Source organism: Actinoplanes sp. NPDC051470, assembly GCF_040682035.1.
Classification (GTDB): domain Bacteria; phylum Actinomycetota; class Actinomycetes; order Mycobacteriales; family Micromonosporaceae; genus Actinoplanes.
In genome coordinates, this window is sequence record NZ_JBFBAA010000009.1 from 249,923 (window position 1) to 266,811 (window position 16,889).

Annotated in this window: 14 protein-coding genes; 7 read left to right on the forward strand and 7 right to left on the reverse strand. The window is 71.7% G+C overall.

Annotation, left to right across the window (positions count from 1 at the left end; all coding sequences use genetic code 11):
- Positions 1-4 precede the first annotated feature (4 nt).
- From AB0M54_RS18710 to AB0M54_RS18740, 7 genes are all read left to right on the forward strand, one after another.
- The gene (locus AB0M54_RS18710) at positions 5-772 is read left to right on the forward strand and encodes a thioesterase domain-containing protein (RefSeq protein WP_364324801.1); all 768 of its coding nucleotides are present in this window, start codon (positions 5-7) and stop codon (positions 770-772) included.
- A gap of 49 nt (positions 773-821) precedes the next feature.
- The gene (locus tag AB0M54_RS18715; protein WP_364472659.1) at positions 822-2,030 is read left to right on the forward strand and encodes a cytochrome P450; all 1,209 of its coding nucleotides are present in this window, start codon (positions 822-824) and stop codon (positions 2,028-2,030) included.
- A 48-nt stretch (positions 2,031-2,078) separates the two neighbouring features.
- Positions 2,079-3,905 (forward strand): non-ribosomal peptide synthetase, encoded by a 1,827-nt coding sequence (locus AB0M54_RS18720; RefSeq protein WP_364472661.1) that lies wholly within the window; start codon positions 2,079-2,081, stop codon positions 3,903-3,905.
- Positions 3,902-7,105 (forward strand): amino acid adenylation domain-containing protein, encoded by a 3,204-nt coding sequence (locus AB0M54_RS18725; protein ID WP_364472663.1) that lies wholly within the window; start codon positions 3,902-3,904, stop codon positions 7,103-7,105. Before AB0M54_RS18720 ends, AB0M54_RS18725 begins: the two co-directional genes overlap by 4 nt.
- An 84-nt stretch (positions 7,106-7,189) precedes the next feature.
- Positions 7,190-8,542 (forward strand): SidA/IucD/PvdA family monooxygenase, encoded by a 1,353-nt coding sequence (locus tag AB0M54_RS18730; protein ID WP_364324812.1) that lies wholly within the window; start codon positions 7,190-7,192, stop codon positions 8,540-8,542.
- On the forward strand, positions 8,529-9,173 hold the full coding sequence (locus AB0M54_RS18735) for an FMN-binding negative transcriptional regulator (protein WP_364324814.1): 645 nt from the start codon (positions 8,529-8,531) through the stop codon (positions 9,171-9,173). The genes AB0M54_RS18730 and AB0M54_RS18735 overlap by 14 nt, the downstream gene beginning before the upstream one ends.
- Position 9,174: 1 nt before the next feature.
- Positions 9,175-9,840, forward strand: a complete 666-nt coding sequence (locus AB0M54_RS18740; RefSeq protein WP_364324817.1) for a response regulator transcription factor — start codon at positions 9,175-9,177, stop codon at positions 9,838-9,840.
- A 19-nt stretch (positions 9,841-9,859) separates the two neighbouring features.
- Here the strand turns inward: AB0M54_RS18740 and AB0M54_RS18745 are convergent, their stop codons facing one another.
- The 7 genes from AB0M54_RS18745 to AB0M54_RS18775 all read right to left on the reverse strand — a co-directional run bounded on the left by AB0M54_RS18745 (position 9,860) and on the right by AB0M54_RS18775 (position 16,883).
- Positions 9,860-10,282 (reverse strand): lasso peptide biosynthesis B2 protein, encoded by a 423-nt coding sequence (locus AB0M54_RS18745; protein ID WP_364324820.1) that lies wholly within the window; start codon positions 10,280-10,282, stop codon positions 9,860-9,862.
- Positions 10,279-10,539, reverse strand: a complete 261-nt coding sequence (locus AB0M54_RS18750) for a lasso peptide biosynthesis PqqD family chaperone (protein ID WP_364472665.1) — start codon at positions 10,537-10,539, stop codon at positions 10,279-10,281. The genes AB0M54_RS18745 and AB0M54_RS18750 overlap by 4 nt, the downstream gene beginning before the upstream one ends.
- A complete protein-coding gene (locus tag AB0M54_RS18755; RefSeq protein ID WP_364472667.1) occupies positions 10,536-12,374 on the reverse strand; it encodes an asparagine synthase-related protein in 1,839 nt (612 codons plus the stop codon). The genes AB0M54_RS18750 and AB0M54_RS18755 overlap by 4 nt, the downstream gene beginning before the upstream one ends.
- Positions 12,375-12,476: 102 nt before the next feature.
- Entirely contained in the window at positions 12,477-12,605 is a 129-nt protein-coding gene (locus tag AB0M54_RS18760; RefSeq protein WP_364472669.1) for a lasso RiPP family leader peptide-containing protein, read from the reverse strand.
- A gap of 76 nt (positions 12,606-12,681) precedes the next feature.
- Positions 12,682-12,867: a hypothetical protein gene (locus AB0M54_RS18765; RefSeq protein WP_364324832.1), complete on the reverse strand. Its 186-nt coding sequence runs from the start codon at positions 12,865-12,867 to the stop codon at positions 12,682-12,684.
- Between the two features lie 48 nt (positions 12,868-12,915).
- A complete protein-coding gene (locus AB0M54_RS18770) occupies positions 12,916-14,742 on the reverse strand; it encodes a carbamoyltransferase (RefSeq protein WP_364324835.1) in 1,827 nt (608 codons plus the stop codon).
- An 11-nt stretch (positions 14,743-14,753) separates the two neighbouring features.
- Positions 14,754-16,883 carry an iron-containing redox enzyme family protein gene (locus tag AB0M54_RS18775; RefSeq protein WP_364472671.1) on the reverse strand — a complete coding sequence of 710 codons (2,130 nt, stop codon included), beginning with the start codon at positions 16,881-16,883 and terminating at the stop codon, positions 14,754-14,756.
- Between the last annotated feature and the right edge of the window lie 6 nt (positions 16,884-16,889).

The window sequence follows — 16,889 nt, forward strand, 5'->3', positions numbered from 1 at the left end:
AGCCATGGTTTCCGCGGAGCGTCCCAAGCGCTGGCTGTTACGCCGACCCGACCCCGATGCTCCGGCGCGGTTGTTCTGTTTCCCGTACTCCGGGGTGGGCGCGTCGATGTACAAGCGGTGGCCGGGACGGATCGGCGACACCGAGGTCTGCCGGGTCCAGTTGCCGGCCCGGGAGAACCGGGTGCGGGAGCCCCACTACGGCACCTATGAGAAGCTCGCCGAGGATCTCGTCGACGGTCTCCGGCCCTACCTGGACCGGCCGTTCGGCTTCTTCGGTCACTGCGGCGGCGCCCTGCCGGCCTTCGCCACGGCCCTGCTCCTCGCCCGGCGCGACCTGCCGGTTCCCGCAAGGTTGTTCATCTCGTCCCAGGTCGCTCCGCATGACGGCCCGTACGGCCGGTTCCTGCATCTCACCGACGACGAGCTGACCGACGAGCTCAGCGCCTTCGTCGTCGCCATGGGCGGAACGCCACATCCGGACCTGCTGGAGCTGGGACTGAGCACGCTGAAGTCGGACATCGCGGCGAACCGCGCCTATCGGCTGCCGTCGCCGGTGGTGCTGCCGTCCGTGATCCAGGTGCTCGGCTGGGAACAGGACGACGAGGTGCGGCCGGCGCTGATGACCGGTTGGGCGGAGTACGCCCGTCCCGGTGACGTACGCAGCGCGGTGCTCGCCGGCGGCCATCACGCCTTCCTGACCGCGCCGGAGGAACTGCTGAGTCTGCTCGGCGCGGCGATGGACGACGCGGTGGCCGAGGCGGTTCCGGCATGAGCCGCGCCCCGCAGGTCTTTGTAGCGGCACAAGAGAGGAAGCGCGGACGATGACCGGCATCGCAGATGCTCACCCGACGGGGCAGCCCAGGGAGAAGAGCGACCCGGATCCCTATCCGAACTACGCCTGGATGCGCGAGCACGCGCCGGTCAGCCCCGTCTTCAGCCCGTACGCGGCCGGGACGACCTGGTTGGTGACGTCCTACGATCTGGTGCGGGCCAGCCTGGCCGACACCCGGCTGAGCAATGACGACCGGAACTCCAGCGCCCCGCCGGCGCCGTTCGGCAGTGGCGAGTGGGATCCGGCCCGTGGCCTGCTCGACCTCGACCGTCCGGAACACGCGCGGCTGCGGCGCCTCGTGGCCGGGGCGTTCAGCCCGGGCGCGGTGGAACGCATGCGCGGCATGGTGCAGCGGATCGCCGACGAAGCGATCGACTCGTTCGCCGGATCGGGCGCCGTTGACCTGGTGAGCTCGTTCTCGCTACCGGTGCCGGTCGGCATCATCCACGAGGTGCTGGGCGTGCCGGCCTCGGAACGGGAGGCGCCGGCGCGCTGCCTGGATCTGTTCTACCGCGCCGGGATGACCCAGCCGATCGACGTGCCGGCGCTCACCGCGCTGGTGGACTACGTCAAGCGCCTCGCCGACTACAAGCGCGTCAACCCGGGCGACGATGTGGCCGCTCACCTGATCCGCGGGTTCGAGTCCGGCGACCTGCGCGACGAGAACGAGCTGCACAGCATGATCCTGTCGGTGCTCGGCGCCGGGCACGTGACGACCGTGCAGTTCCTCGGCTGCGCCGTCCTGCGCCTCCTCCAGCACCCCGATCAGCTCGCCGCGGTCCGCGAGGGGCGCGTCTCCTGGGCGGCCGTGGTGAACGAGGTGCTGCGGTACGACTCGCCGGTGCAGGCGTCCGCGTACCGCTATGCGAGCGAGGATCTCGAGATCGGCGGCGTCCCGATCGCCAAGGGCGACTCGGTGCTGATCTCGCTGGCCGCGGCCAACCGCGACCCGGAGCGTTTCGAGCAGCCGGACGAGTTCCGCGCCGACCGTGACGCCCGCGGGAACGTGGCCTTCGGGCATGGGACGCACCTGTGCCTGGGAGCGCAGCTGGCACGGCTGGAAGGGGAGGTGGCACTCGAGACCCTCTTCCGCCGGCTGCCGGACCTCAGTCTCGATGTCCGGCCCGACGATGTCGTCTGGGCCTACGGACCGATGCTGCGGGGGCCTCGACGGCTGCCCGTCACGTTCTCGTGCTGACGGTCCGGCCGCCGGCGCCGACACTCTCAACGATCAGGGGGACATCGCATGCTCGAAGCTCAGCAGTCTGCCGGCGGCACCGACCGGAGCACGGTTCTGGACGGTTTCCGGGACTGGGTTGCGAAGACGCCGGACGAGCCCGCCGTCCGATGTGGTGATCTGACCCTCACCTACGCCGAGCTGGACGCCGCGGCCGACCGGTTGGCCGCCGTTCTGGCCGGCCGGGGTGTGTGCGCCGAGTCCGTCGTCGGGCTCGCCGTCCGGCGCGACGCCAACCTCGCGGTCGGGGTGCTGGCCACCGCCAAGATCGGCGCGGCCTACCTGCCGCTGGACCCCGATCATCCCGCCGACCGGATCCGGCTGATGCTGGCCGACGCCGGCGCGTCGATCGTGATGACCCAGGTGGCCGTGACGGCGACGATGGGATCGGCGGGCTGGGGTGAGCGCGTTTCGCCGCTGCATCTGGACGAGCCGATCGCCGGTGATCCCGCCGCGGGAACCGTCGATCCGGCATCGGCGCCGGCCGGTCCGGACAGCCTGCTGTACGTCATCTACACCTCCGGCTCGACCGGCCGGCCCAAGGGCATCGCGATGCAACAGGGCCCGCAGATCGCCCTGCTGAACTGGTGTGTGAACCACTATGCCGAGCGGCCGTGCGCCCTCCAGTACTTCCCGATCACGGCGGACGTCGCCTACCTCGAACTGCTGTCGACCTGGTGGCTGGGCGGCTGCGCGGTGATCGCCACCGAACATGAGCGGTACGACGTCGCCGCCCTCGCCGACCTGATCAGGGACCGGCGGATCAGCAAGGTCCTGCTGCCCGTGGTGGCTCTGGACCAGCTGGCGCGGCACACGGCCGGTCGTCCGTCCGACGTGGCGACGTTGCGCGAGGTTATCACCACCGGCGACCGTCTCGCCATCACACCGGCGGTCCGCGAGATGCTCTCCGCGCTGCCCTCGGCATACCTCGACAACCACTACGGGTCGACCGAGGTCAACGTGGTGACCGCACCCCGGTTGACGTCGCCGGCGGAGTCCTGGCCACAGTTCCCGGCGATCGGCCGGCCGATGTCGGACGCCCGGATCTATGTCCTGGACCAGAACCTGGCGCCGGTGCCGCCGAACGTCCCGGGTGAGATCTATGTGGGTGGCCCGCCGCTCGCCCGCGGTTACCTGGGGCGCGCGGCGCTGACCGCGGCCGCGTTCCTGCCCGATCCCTTCAGCGACCGGCCCGGCGCCCGGATGTACCGGATCGGCGATCTCGGCCGGTGGCGCCCGAACGGTGTCCTGCAGTTCATCGGTCGTGCCGACTTCCAGATCAAGCTGCACGGGTACCGGATCGAGCCGGGCGAGATCGAGGCGCTGCTGTGCGCCCGGGCGGACGTGACCGAGGCGGTGGTGGTCCTGGTGGGGGAGGGCGAGTCGGCGATGCTGGCGGCCTACTTCGTCGCCGCGGATCAGCCACCGGCCGCCTCGGAGCTGCGCGATCAGCTGGCCGGGCAGCTCCCGGCCCACATGATTCCGCAGGCGTTCGTCCCGCTGCCGGAGTTGCCGCTGACCGGCACCGGGAAGGTCGACCGCAAGGGCCTGCCGGCGCCGGCGGAGTTCGGACCGGCCTTCACCGCGCCGCGGGACGCCCTCGAACAGCTGATCGCGGAGGTCTTCGCGGACGTGCTCGGCGTCGATCGGATCAGCGTCGACCTCAGCTTCTTCGGCCTGGGCGGACACTCGTTGCTGGTGACCCAGGTGGCGTACCGGATCCGGGCCGCGACCGGTGCGGACCTGCCGTTGAAGTCGGTGTTCGAGCATCCCACCGTCGCGGCCCTCGCCGCCGAGATCCGGCGGACCGGCGGAGAACTGGCGCGACCGGCATGAGGAACGACAGCGCCGGCCCGCCGGCGACGAAGGAATCGCGGACCCGGCCGGTGCTGTCCTTCGCCCAGCAGCGCCTGTGGTTCCTCGACCAGGTCGACCCCGGCCGGGCCGGGTATCTCTCCCCCCGCAGCTGGCTGCTGTCCGGGCCGATGGATCCCGGCCTTCTCCAGGAGGCGTTGCGCGTTGTCGCCGAGCGGCACCACCCCCTGCGGACCCGGGTGGTGGTGACCGGCGGTGAGCCCCGGCCGGTGATCGACCCGGCCGGTTCGATCCGGTTGTCCTACCACGACCTCAGCGCCGGATCGGCGCCCGCCGAGGCCGCCGAGCGGCTGGTGCGTGGCCTGCTCGCCACCCCGTGCGACCTGAGCCGCGGCCCGCTGCTGCGGGCGATTCTGGCCCGGCTCGGACCCGAGTCGTGGCTCTTCCATTACCACGTGCACCACATCGCCTTCGACGGCGTCTCCCGGCCGATCTTCGAGCGCGAGCTGTCGGCCGCCTACGGAGCGCTCGTCGCCGGCGCGAGGCCGCCGGCGGTGCCGGTTCCGCTGGCGTACGGGGAGTTCGCGTACCGGCAGCGCGAGGCGATCGACAGCCCCGAGATCCGATCGCAGCTGCGCTACTGGCGGGAGCGGCTGGCCGGCGTACCCGAGACCCTGGAGCTGCCGACCGACCGGCCCCGGCCGGCGGTCTGGACGGCACAGGGGGAGCAGCACGACTTCACCGTGCCGGCGGCGGTCACCGACCGGCTGCTCCGAGTCGCCGAGCGGCATCGGACCGGCTTGTTCACCGTCACGATGGCCCTGTACCAGCGACTGCTCGGCTGGTACGCCGACGAGGCCGACGTGGTGGTCGGCGTGCCGTTCGCCGGCCGGACCGACGCCGCCGTCGAGGACGCGATCGGCTTCTTCACCAACACCGTGGCGGTACGCACCGACCTGGCCGGCGATCCCAGCCTGGACGACCTGACCCGGGTGGTCCGCGGCGCCGTCCTCGACGCGCTCGACCACCAGGACGTCCCGTTCGAACGGATCATCGACGAGCTGGGCGTCCACCGGCGTCTGGACCGCAATCCGCTGTTCCAGCACTGGTTCGAACTGGCCGACGACTCCCTGGTGGCCGGGGCGCTGCGGTTGCCCGGGGTGCGGGGCACCCTGGTGGAGTTCCCGGAGACCATCGTCCGGTTCGACACCGAGCTGCATCTTCGGCGGGCCGGCGGCGGGCTGGCCGGACGGCTCCTCTACGCCGGCGAGCTGTTCGACGGGAACACCATGGTGGCGTTCGCGGAACACTACGTGCGGCTGCTCGACGCGGCCGGGACCGAACCGGATCGGCCACTGTCCACCCTGCGAGTTCTCTCCGCGCGCCAGGAGCGCGAGCTGGTGACGCTGGGCACGGGCCCGGCGCCGGCCGGCTCCACGGAGACGGTGGATCGCCGTTTCGAGGCGCGGGTGGCGGCGACACCGGACGCGTGCGCCGTCTCCGAGGGAGCGAGGCGGTTGTCGTACCGGGAACTCGACGAGCACGCGGGCCGGCTGGCCGCGGTCCTGCGTTCCCGTGGCGCCGGACCGGAGAGTGTGGTGGCGGTCTGCCTGCCGCGCGGGATCGATCTGATCGTCGCGTTGGTCGCCGTGGTCCGGGCCGGTGCGGCCTACCTTCCCGTCGATCCCGAGTCGCCGGTCTCCCGCGTCCAGTTCCTGGTGGCGGATGCTCGGGCGCGGCTGGTCATCTGTTCACCCCGCGACGGCGCCCGGCTGGAGGTGCCGGCGGAGCGACATGTTCCTCCCGGCGCGAGCCTCCCGGAGGGCCCGCGGTCCGCCGTGCCGGAGCCTGTGCGCCCGATGCCCGACAACGCGCTCTACGTCGTGCACACGTCCGGATCCAGCGGCCGGCCGAAAGGGGTCGCCGTCACCCATCGGACCTTCGACAACCTGCTGCGCTGGCACCTGGCCGCCTATCCAGCCGGACCGGGTGACGTGACCGCCCAGACGGCCAGCGCGTCGTTCGACGCCGCGGGCTGGGAGATCTGGCCGGCCCTGGTCTCCGGCGCCCGGCTCGACATCTGCCCGGACGAGCTGGTCCGGTCCCCGGACGATCTGGTCCGGCGGCTGTCCGGGACGGCGGTGACGTCCACGTTCGTGCCGACGCTGGTGGCCGAGGAATTGATCGGCCGGCCCCTCGCGGCGACCACCAGGCTGCGCAGGCTGCTGACCGGCGGCGATCTCTTCCGGCCCCGGCCCACCGACGATCCGGGTGTCCCGGTGCTGAATCACTACGGGCCCACCGAGAACACGGTGGTGGCCACGGCGACCGGCGAGCTGGGCGCTCCGTGGCCGCGGAACTCCATCGGCCGGCCGATCGCCGGGGTGTCCGCCTATGTGCTGGACGGTTCGCTTCGTCTGGTGCCGCGGGGGGTTCCCGGCGAGCTGTACCTCGGCGGTGAGGGAGTGGCCCGAGGGTACGTCCACCGTGCGGCCCTGACCGGCGGCGCCTTCCTGCCGGACCCGTTCTCGGCCGTGCCCGGGGCGCGGATGTACCGCACGGGGGACCGGGTCAGGTGGTGCGCCGACGGTGGGCTGGCGTACCTGGGGCGGAGCGACCATCAGATCAAGATCAACGGCTATCGGATCGAGCCGGGGGAGATCGAGTCGGCTCTGCGGTCGATGCCGGAGGTGGGCGACGCGGCGGTGGTGGCGCGGACGACCGAGGGGCGCCCGGTGCTGGTCGCCTACCTGACCGCGGCGGGCACCCCGCCCACACCGGCTGGGCTCCGGGCCCACCTGCGCGATCTGCTTCCCGGCTACCTCATTCCCTCCGCCTTCGTCGTCCTGGCCGCCTTCCCGATGACCACCAGCGGAAAGATCGACCGCCGGCGCCTGCCCGACCCGGTCGCGACGGCCGGGACGCCGCGAGCCCCGCGGAACCAGATCGAGGAGGCGGTGCATGCCCTGTGGTGTGACGTCCTCGGTCACCGGGCGATCGGGGTCGACGACGACTTCTTCGCGAGCGGCGGAACGTCGATGAGCGCGACCCGGCTGGTCGCCCGGCTCCAGGAGCGGTTCGCCGCCGGCGTCACCGTCCGGACGATCTTCGATCATCGGACGATCAGTGAGCAGGCCGCGGAGGTGGAGCGGCTGGTGGCCGACGAGATCGCCGCGTTGGCGCCCGAGGAGATCGACCGGCTCCTGCGGGCCGGTGAGTGACTCGGCACCTCGGCGCGCGACGACCCGGGTGCTGATGGCGGAAGTGCATCGGGTGCTTCGGCTGTGGATCGAGGAGGGAACGCCGTGAGTTCTGTGCAGGCCGGTGCTGGACCATCGGTGCACGACGTCGTCGGGCTGGGCTTCGGCCCGGCCAATCTGGCCCTCGCCGTGGCGCTCCGGGAACATGCCGCGACGACGGGCCGTGAGTTGCGATCGGTCTTCCTCGAACGCCAGGCGTCCTTCGGCTGGCACCGCGGCATGCTGATCGAGGGCGCCACCATGCAGGTGAGCTTTCTGAAGGACCTGGCGACCATGCGGAACCCGGTCAGCCCGTTCGGGTTCCTGTCCTACCTGAAGGCCAAGGGCCGGCTGGCCGACTTCGTCAACCACCGGTCGTTCTACCCGACCCGGGTCGAGTTCCACGACTACCTGGAGTGGGCGGCACGGCACTTCGAGGACACCGTGCACTACGCGACCGAGGCGGTCGACGTCCGGCCGGTGGTGGAGGGCTCCGACGTCGTGGCGCTGGATGTGGCGTCCCGGCGCCCGGGCGATCCGGCGGAACGCGTCTATCGGACCCGTAACCTGGTCATCGCCACCGGCCTGGTGCCACGCCTGCCCAGCGGTGTCGAGCGGTCGCCGCGGATCATGCACTCCTCGGAGCTGCTGGGCCGGCTGACCTGTCTCGGCGTCGAGGCGCCGCGCCGCTTCGCGGTCGTCGGCGCCGGGCAGAGCGCCGCCGAGGCGGCCGCCCACCTGCACGAGCGCTATCCGCAGGCGGAGGTCTTCGCGATCCTTCCGCGGTACGGGTACAGCGTGGCCGACGACTCGCCGTTCGCGAACCAGATCTTCGACGCCGGCGCCATCGACGACTTCTTCGAGGCGGCTCCGGTCGTGAAGGAGAAGCTCGACGCGTACCACGCGAACACCAACTACTCGGTGGTGGATCTCGCTCTGATCGAGGAGCTGTACCGCCGCGCCTACCAGGAGTCGGTCACCGGCCGGCGACGGTTGCACCTCAAGCGGATGTTCCAGGTGATCGCGGCCCGGTCCGACCGGGACCGGGTCAGCTTGTCACTGGTGCGGGCGCCCGGCGATCCCGTGACGAAGCTGGACGTGGACATCGCCGTGTACGCCACCGGCTACCGGCCGATGGATCCGTCGCCGCTGCTGAGCGGGATCGCCGGCATGTACAAGCAGGACAGCAGCGGCCGGTTGCGCGTCGGCCGTGACTACCGGGTGGAGACCCGTCCGGGCAGCCCGGTCGGCATCTACCTCCAGGGCGGCACCGAGCACACCCACGGGATCTCATCATCCCTGCTGTCGAATCTGGCCGTGCGGGCGTGGGACATCGTCGAGTCGGTGAGCGCGTCGAGCGCCGAGCCGAACATCCCGGCGGCGGCCGGCGCGGACGGAGGACACCGTGTTCGTTCCTAAGCTGTACCGCACGCCCGATCCGTCGTGGGCGTTGGCCCTGATGCGCGGTCACCCGCTCGCCATGCTCGTCGGCAACGGCGCGGACGGCCCGCTCGTCACCCATCTGCCGGTCATCCCCGACGAGACGACCCTGGCCGCCGGCACGGGCGAGACCGGCCTGGTCGGAACCACGCTGCTGGGGCACCTCAACCGGGCGAACCCGCACTGGAAGGCGCTGGCCGCGGAGGATCCGGTCACGCTCGTCTTCCATGGCCCGCACGGATACGTGTCACCGACCGTCTATCAGACCTCGCCGGCCGCCCCCACCTGGAACTTCACCGCCCTGCACGTGCATGGCACGGTGGAGCTGATCACCGGGCTGGACGCCACCCTGTGGGTGGTGCGGGAGACGGTGCGGATCCTGGAGCGCGATTTCGGGACCGGCTGGGATCCGACCACCTCGCTGTCGTACTTCGAGCAGATCGGGCCCGGGGTCGGCGCCTTCCGGATCAGGGTCACGGCGGCCGAGGCGATGTTCAAGCTGAGCCAGGAGAAGGCGCCCGAGGTGCGCTCGCGGGTCGCCCGGTCGTTCAACGCCGATCCCTCGGGCCTGCGACGCGAACTGGCCGAGACCATGATTCGTTGGTCCTGACTTGCCCGCACGGTCCGTCGTCCGGGTCGTCGTCGTGGACGACCACCCGGCGTCCCTGGCCGGCATCCGAGCCGCCTTCGCGGGCGTGGCGCACATCGAGCTGGCGGGCGAGGCACGGTCGGTGCACGAGACTCTGCGGCTGCTCTCCGGGATGCGGTCGCCGGCCGAGGTGCTCGTGGTCGAGCCCGGTCTGCCCGGCGGGGCGGGGCTCTCGCTGATCCGAAGCGTCGCCCGAACCGGGCCGGCGGTGCTTGCCGTCTCGCACGCCACCACCGACGACGCGATCCTCGATGCCCTGCGGGCCGGCGCGAAGGGCTACCTCACCAAGGGGGCGTCGACGTCCGAGCTGCTCCGGGCGATCACCGTGGTGGCCGAGGGCGGCGCGGTGTTCAGCCCCGCGGTCGCCGCCCGCCTCACCGCGTTCTTCTCCGCGCGGCACCTCGGACCGGGACCGGCGGCACTCGCCGACCTCACCGAGCGGGAGCTCGAGGTTCTCGACCGGCTCGCCCGGGGGTGGAACAACCAGCGGATCGCCAAGGACCTCGTGCTGACCGAGAAGTCGGTGCGCAACTACGTCTGGCGGGTGATCGCCAAGCTGAAGGCCGGACACCGGGCGAGGGCGGCGGCGCTGGCCCGGGAGGCGGGACTGGGCAGCGCCGAGCGGTGAGCCCGGGTCCCCCCGCCGCTCATCGCCGGGTGAGCCGGACCGCCAGCATCCGGTGGAAGAGCGTCATGTCCTCGGCTTCGCCGACCGCGCTGCCACCGGCCTCAACCCACGCGTGCGCCCGGAACGGGCGGGTACGCACGCCGGTGTACCAGTCGGGCCAGTACCCGGTCGCGCGGCACCAGAGGCAGATGGCGACCGAGCGTTGCAGACAACCGTGGCCGGCGGCGCACCGCGCGCTGACCGTCACGACCACCTGCCGTGCTCGCGTGGCGCGGCCGGCGTCGGCCGGTCGTGCGCCGCGGCTGATGAGCTGAAGGACGCGGCGCAGCCGGCGCGGCGGCGCCTTGGTCAGGGCCCAGGCCACGACGACGACCACCCGCGCGGTGACATGCTCGTGCCAGCGCAGCGGGACCGATTCTTCCGGAGCGACCGGCACCGTCATCGCGACGTCACCAGTTTCGCTTTCCGCAGGAGAGCCATCAGACGCTCCACATCGGTGAGTGCCGCCGACTCCGTGACGGCGGAGCTCTGCGCTATCCGGGCTGCCGTCTCCTGCGGGGTGCGCCCGTCGAGCAGCATCCGTAGCATCGCCGCGCCGCTGCGGTTGAGGTGCCAGTACCGGCCGGAGCGCTGATCCAGCAGGACCAGCCCGTCCTCCGTGTCCGTGGCGCTGACGTCGGACCGCATGGTGAGCGTCATCTCCGGCCTCCTGTCGTGCTCCGGCCGGCCGGTGCTCCGGCCGAGTTCAGCCGCAGCCAGCTTTCACACGCGATGGTGCTTTCGAACGGCATGAGGTCGTGGCGGTGCGGATGGGAGCCGAGCAGGGCGGAGCGCAGCGCGTCGGCGTTCACCAGCCCGAGCCGGGCCAGGTGCAGATCGTCGCACCAGTCGACCAGCATCCGCCGGCTGCGGCGCAGGCCGCTCTCGGCCTCCGCGCTGAACTCGCCCTTGCTGCGCCGCTCCACCAGCCGGTCCGGGACGAGGCCGCGGACCGCGGCGGCGAGCACCGGTTTGTACCGGCCTCGCATTCCGCGTTCACCGACCGAGACCCGCAGCGCCGCCTCGACGACCTGGTCGTCCAGGAACGGCGCCTCCCACCGGACTCCGGTCGGCGAGAGCGCGGTGTTGGCCTCCCGCAGCGCGCCGCCGGTGGCCAGCACCGCGTCGAGGAGCTGATGTTGGGCCCGGTGCGGATGCAACGGCTCGACCCCGCGCCCGGCGGTGGCCAGGATCAGTTCGCGTACCGCGTCGGTGGCTCCGGCCGTGCTCCAGCGCGGCATCCGGAGCTCGCCGCCCCAGTTCATGCCCAGGCCGGCGGTGCGAAGCGGCGGAGCGGTGAGACCGTCCGCGGCGCGCGCCAGCCAGGCGTCGAACGGGCCGTTGTCCACCAGAGCGGGTGCGAGATCGCGCCAGCGCCATCGGTTCATCACCCGGGCCCGGCGCACGGCGGAGAAGGCTCGCCGGGGGTTCTCGCGCCAGCGCGACCACAGGACGACGGGGCCGGCGGAGAACAGCTCGTCACCGCCGACGCCGGTCAGATGCAGTCGTGAGCCTTCGGCGGCCATCGCGCGGGCGGTGTGAGCCAGCTGGACGCGGTTGCGGTGCCAGGCCATCGGGCCGTCGGTGAGCGCCGCCGCGTCGATGACGTCGGGATGCTCGAACCAGGCGGGCCCGTCGTCCGGAGACGTGTAGCGATGTTCGGCCCGCGGCAGTTGCCCGGCGACCCAGCGCGCCCATCGGGTGTCGTCGTTGGCCGGATCCAGCGGCAGCAGGTGATGGGTCACCAGGGCCGCGCCGGTGGACGCCGCGAGGAAGCACAGGATGGAGGAATCGAGGCCACCGGAGAGGTCGGCGCTGATCGCCGTGCCGTGCGGCCGCGCCTCCACCGCCCCGACCAGAGCCGCTCGCACGCCCTCCGCGCCCGGCCGCAGGGACAATGTGGCATCCGGAGGAGACCACCATCGGTGAACCCGGTGGCTGCCGTCGTCCCGCACGTCCAACCAGGATCCGGCGGGCAGTGTCTCCACCCCCGCCCAGAATGTGTCCTGCTGGAGCGGCCAGGGCGCGCCGGGGAACAGCAACCGCATGGCCAGCGCCTCGGTCCGCGGTCCCGTCCCGGCCAGGCCGGCGAGGATCCGCTGGCTGCTGCCACCGACCGTGAGGCCGTCCACCGTGGTGTAGAAGATCTGCCGGGCCGTCGACAGGGCACCCTGACTCCGGGTGCGGCCGTCGAAGGACGCCAGCAGGTGCGGACTGCCCCGCAGCGGGCGGAACACCCGGTCGAGATCGGCGGGCGTGCCGGCCCGGGCCAGCTCGCCGGTCAGCGCCGGGACGGACACGCGGGTGTTGCCGAACAGCGCCAGACGACGGGTTCCGGCGCTGACGATCACGGCCTCGTCGCTCCGCCAGTCGCCCAGGATCCATGGACGGCCCGAGGCATGGATGACGACCTGAGCGTCGGCGCCCAGGCCCAGCGCCGCCATCTCGGCCAGGCCGGCGGCGCGTTCGGTGTCGGCCAGGACCACAAACCGCACTTCTCCTCCAGTTCGGACGCTGACGGCAGACGCCGCGGTGAAGCCGCCGGAGCAAACGCCGGTCGGCCTCACCGCGGCCCGATCAATTCCTTACCGGGTGACTCAGAACGGTGCGAAGAACCACTGCGACAAGTCCCAGTTGAGGCCGAACCAGGTGCCGAGGGTCAGCTCCTCGAAGTCGCCGAGGTCAGTCAGGGCCGGGGGTTCGTAGACGTCGTTCTGCTCCGTCATTTCACGACCTTTCTCGATGTACGGAAGACGGGTACCGACAATTTCCGAGGTACCGTCCGGATGCTTCCAACCTAACTCAACAATCATTGTCGGCGCGTTGCGCGAATGTCCTCGATTTGTCCTCGGAGGCGGTAATCAGGCTCCAATAGGTCGCCTTATTCATATCCCATCGGCGGTGCAACGGATCGCGTACCGATCGTATGAGCAATGCGATCGGTGTCAGCAGAAGGTAATAGAGGACGCCCAGCATCATCCGGCGCATGTCCCGCTCCATGATCTCTCGAGGCCGAGCTGATCCGTACGGTGGCGATCAGTCCATCGGAATGTCGGCACGCCAGTCGTCGTCGCCCGCGGGCACCGGCTGTTCGGCCTTGTCGAGCAGGAACGGGCCCAGCGCCAGCATGTCGATGTTCGTCCGCATGAAACAGGTGTAGGCCTCGTGCGGGGTGTTCACGATCGGCTCGCCGCGCACGTTGAACGACGTATTCACCAGGACCGGGCAACCGGTTGCCTCCTTGAATGCCCGGAGCAGCCGGTGATACGCCGGGTCGGTTTCCTCGGCCACCGTCTGCACCCGGGCCGAGTAGTCGACGTGGGTGACTGCGGGAATGTCCGAGCGAGGCCGCCGGAGCAGTTCCAGACCGGTCGCTGCGGGTCCGTCCGCCGCGATCCGCCTGGCCTCGGCGATCGGGCTCACGATCAGCATGTACGGGCTTTCCTGCTTCAGGTCGAAGTAGTCCTTCGCGTCCGCGGCGAGGACCGACGGGGCGAACGGACGGAACGATTCCCGAAACTTGATCTTCTGGTTCATCACCGACTGCATGCCGGGGTCGCGTGGATCGCCCAGGATCGAGCGCGCCCCCAGCGCCCGAGGCCCGAACTCCATCCGCCCCTGGAACCACCCCACGACCCGGCCGGCCGCCAGGTGCCGGGCGACCTCGGTGGCCTGGGCGGACGGTTCCCACCGCCGATGGGGTATCCGGTTCTCCCGCAGATAGGCCTCGATCTCGTCGTCGGCGTACGCCGGGCCGAGCAGCGCTCCCGACATGCCGTCGCCGCCCCCGGCCAGGTGGTCGCGCGATCCTCCCCGCGCCGCGGACACCGAGAGCGCGGCGCCCAGCGCCCCACCGGCGTCGCCGGCCGCCGGTTGCACCCAGATCTCGTCGAAGATCTGGTTGTCGACCAGCTTGCCGTTCGCGACACAGTTGAGGGCTACGCCGCCGGCCAGGCACAGCGTCCGTTCACCGGTCAGGTCGCGGGCGGTCCGGGCCAGCCGGTCGACCACCTGCTCGGTGACCGACTGCACCGACGCGGCGAGGTCGAACTCCCGCGGGGTGAGCGGGCTCTCCGGCTGCCGGCGGGGACCACCGAAGAGGCTCTCGAACCCCCGGCCGGTCATCACCTGCCCCCGGAGGAACTCGAAGTACCGCAGGTTCAGCCGGAAGGAGCCGTCGGGCCGGATGTCGATGAGCCGCTCGCGGATCACCCGCTCGTAACGAGGCGTGCCGTACGGCGCCAGTCCCATCAGTTTGTACTCGCCGGAGTCCACCTTGAAGCCGCAGAAGTAGGTGAAGGCCGAGTACAGAAGGCCCAGCGAGTGGGGAAAGCGGAGCTCCGCGAGCTGTCGGAGGCCGTCCTCGGTCCCGTGCCAGATGGTGGTGGTGGCCCATTCCCCGACGCCGTCGATGCACAGCACGGCCGCACGGGGATAGGGACTCGGATAGAACGCCGACGCCGCGTGGGACTCGTGATGCCGGCGGACCTCGATCGGGGGAACCGGGCCGGCGCCGGCCAGTTCCCGCCGCACGGTTCGCAGGGTGCTCAGCTTCCAGCCCAGCCATTGCGGCGCCGAGTCCCGGAAGGAGGCGAACCCGCCGGGTGCGGCGCCGAGATAGGTGGCGAGGACCCGCCGGAACTTGAGCGCCGGATCCTCGTAGAACGCCACCGCGTCGACGTCCTCGAGCGAGATGCCGGACTCCCGCAAGCAGTAGTCCACCGCCCGGCGCGGGAAGGCCGGATCGTGGCGCCGGCGGGTGAATCGTTCTTCCTGCGCCGCCGAGACCACCCGCCCGTCCCGGACGAGCGCGGCGGCGCTGTCGTGGTAGAACGCTGACAGGCCGAGGACGAGGTTGGACACGGGCATACTCCTCAGCCGAGCTCGGACAGCTTGCGGGCGTGGCGTTCGGCGCGGCGGGCGGCCCGGCCGTCCGGCGGGTTGAGCGACCGGAAGCCGATCCGCACCCGCCGCCAGACCTCGTCCCGTTCGCCGCCGGTGAGCGCGGGCAACGTGCTCAGATAGGTGTCGATCGCCTTGGCGGCCCACGCGGAATGGCCGGTGGCGACGTTGTCGATCGTGTTGTGGATGTCCACGAACCGGGTGCTGAACCCGTGCGCTCGCAGCGCGATGCGGGCCCGCCGGTAGCTTCCGCCCACCCCGGACAGCTCCATGGCGAGGTTGAGCCCGAGAACCTCGGCCAGGAACGTCCTCGGGAAGCGCCCGATGGAGAGCCAGTAGACCGGCAGCTCGAACGAGCGGTCGAGAAAACGCGGCCAGCGAGCGAACTCGATCGACGCGGTCGCCGGCGGGGTGGCGTCCATCTCGGCCAGCACCTCGCGGTAGATGATCGGATGGTTCAACGTCGGCACACCGTTGCCGAGCTCGTCCCAGTAGGTGTCGAAGAGCGCGAAGCCGACCGGGGAGGACGCGAGGCCGGCGTCGGTGAAACCGTGCAGCCAGGATCCGTCGATCAAGGTCAACGGCGCCAGTTGTACGGTCGACTCGACGACCTCGGCCCGGGAGGGCAACGGGTCGTCGCTGGTCTGATCGAACGACCGGGCATGCCGATCGTGCTGCTCGCCCAGCCACCCGCGAAGTCCCTCCTCGGGCCAGCGCGCCGGCAGGGGCGAGTCGCCGTCACCCATCCGGTGCGCGCTGCGGGCGAGCCAGCCCTGGACGTAGCCGCGGGCGAAGCGATGGGTGCCCGGATCCCCGGTGCGGTGCAGCAGCCGGTGGAATGCCTCGCGAAGGTCGGCCGGCCCGGGTCCCGGTAGCGGCTCGGCCGGCGCGGGCAGCGTCGGCGGATGTGACCGCCCGGCCGGCCCCGGCCCCGTCGCGGCGCCGCCGCCCGCCGGGAGCGAGTTGATCCAGTTCCGCAGCACGGTCAGGTCCGGCGGCGAGAAGATCCGGAACATCGGTCCGCGTTCGCCGATCAACCCGTTCAGCAGCGGGCTCCGGTCGGCGTCGCCGGGCCGGACCAACCGGCTCCCGGCGAGCGCCGTCAGCAGGGGATGGGGGTCGGTGCGGGATTCCGCGAGCCACTGCGTCAGCGGCCGGCCGCTCAACAGGTAGTCATGGTGGTAGATGACCGCCTCGGCCGACCGGGCGCGCAGGAGCTCGGCCATCTCGTACGTGGGATCCCGGGCCGCCGCCAGCTCCGCGAACAGGTTGTCGTCCCAGGCCGACAGGACCTCGAACGCCCAGCGGAAGCCCTGTCGCGCCCCGGCCGCCATCGCGGGGCGGCCGGCGATCAGCTCCTCCACCACGGCCAGGGAGCGCTGGACGGCGGCCGGCTCGCCCTCCTGCCGCGCGCTCGAACCGTCGAGGGCGGTCCAGGCCGCGCAGTCGGGGTGGTGGTGCCGGATCAGGGTGAGAGCCGGGAGCAGACCCACCGCCCGCACGCAGAGGTCCGCGCCGATCAGCTCCGCCCGGAAGGCCTCCGGGCGGCGGCTCGCGGTCATCAGGACGGCCGGCAGGTGGAACGCGGGCTCGCCGATCCGGTCGTCGAGGGCGACCGCCGCGGTGGGCACGGCGTACTCGGCCTGGCGCAGGGTTCGAAGCATGGCGAGGTACGCGCTGCCCCGGGAGTCGTGGGGCCGCCCCACGCCGATGTCGGAGGCGTACAGCGCCAGCAGACGCAGCGAGACGGGATCGTCCGCGCGGCCGGGGCTGCTCAGCCATTGCAGCCACGCGCCCTGAACCAGCCCCAGCGGCATGCAGCCGAGCGCGGCCCGGCGGACCAGGGACGGTACCGCGTCAGGCGCGGTCTGCTCGGCCAGCGCGAGATAGCGCGCCGCCCGCGCCGCCGACCACGCGGACACCTGTTGCCGGCTCCCGGCCGGGGACCAGGGCTCGTCGGCGGATTCCGCGCCCTGGCCCGGCCCGGGGCGGGCGAACTCGGCGTGGAGGCTGTCGACCAGCGGTCCGTCGGGTATGAAGTACTCCGGATCGCAGGCTCGTTGGTACGCCACGCGAAGAGCATCGGCGGGCGGCGAGCTCATCGGGCC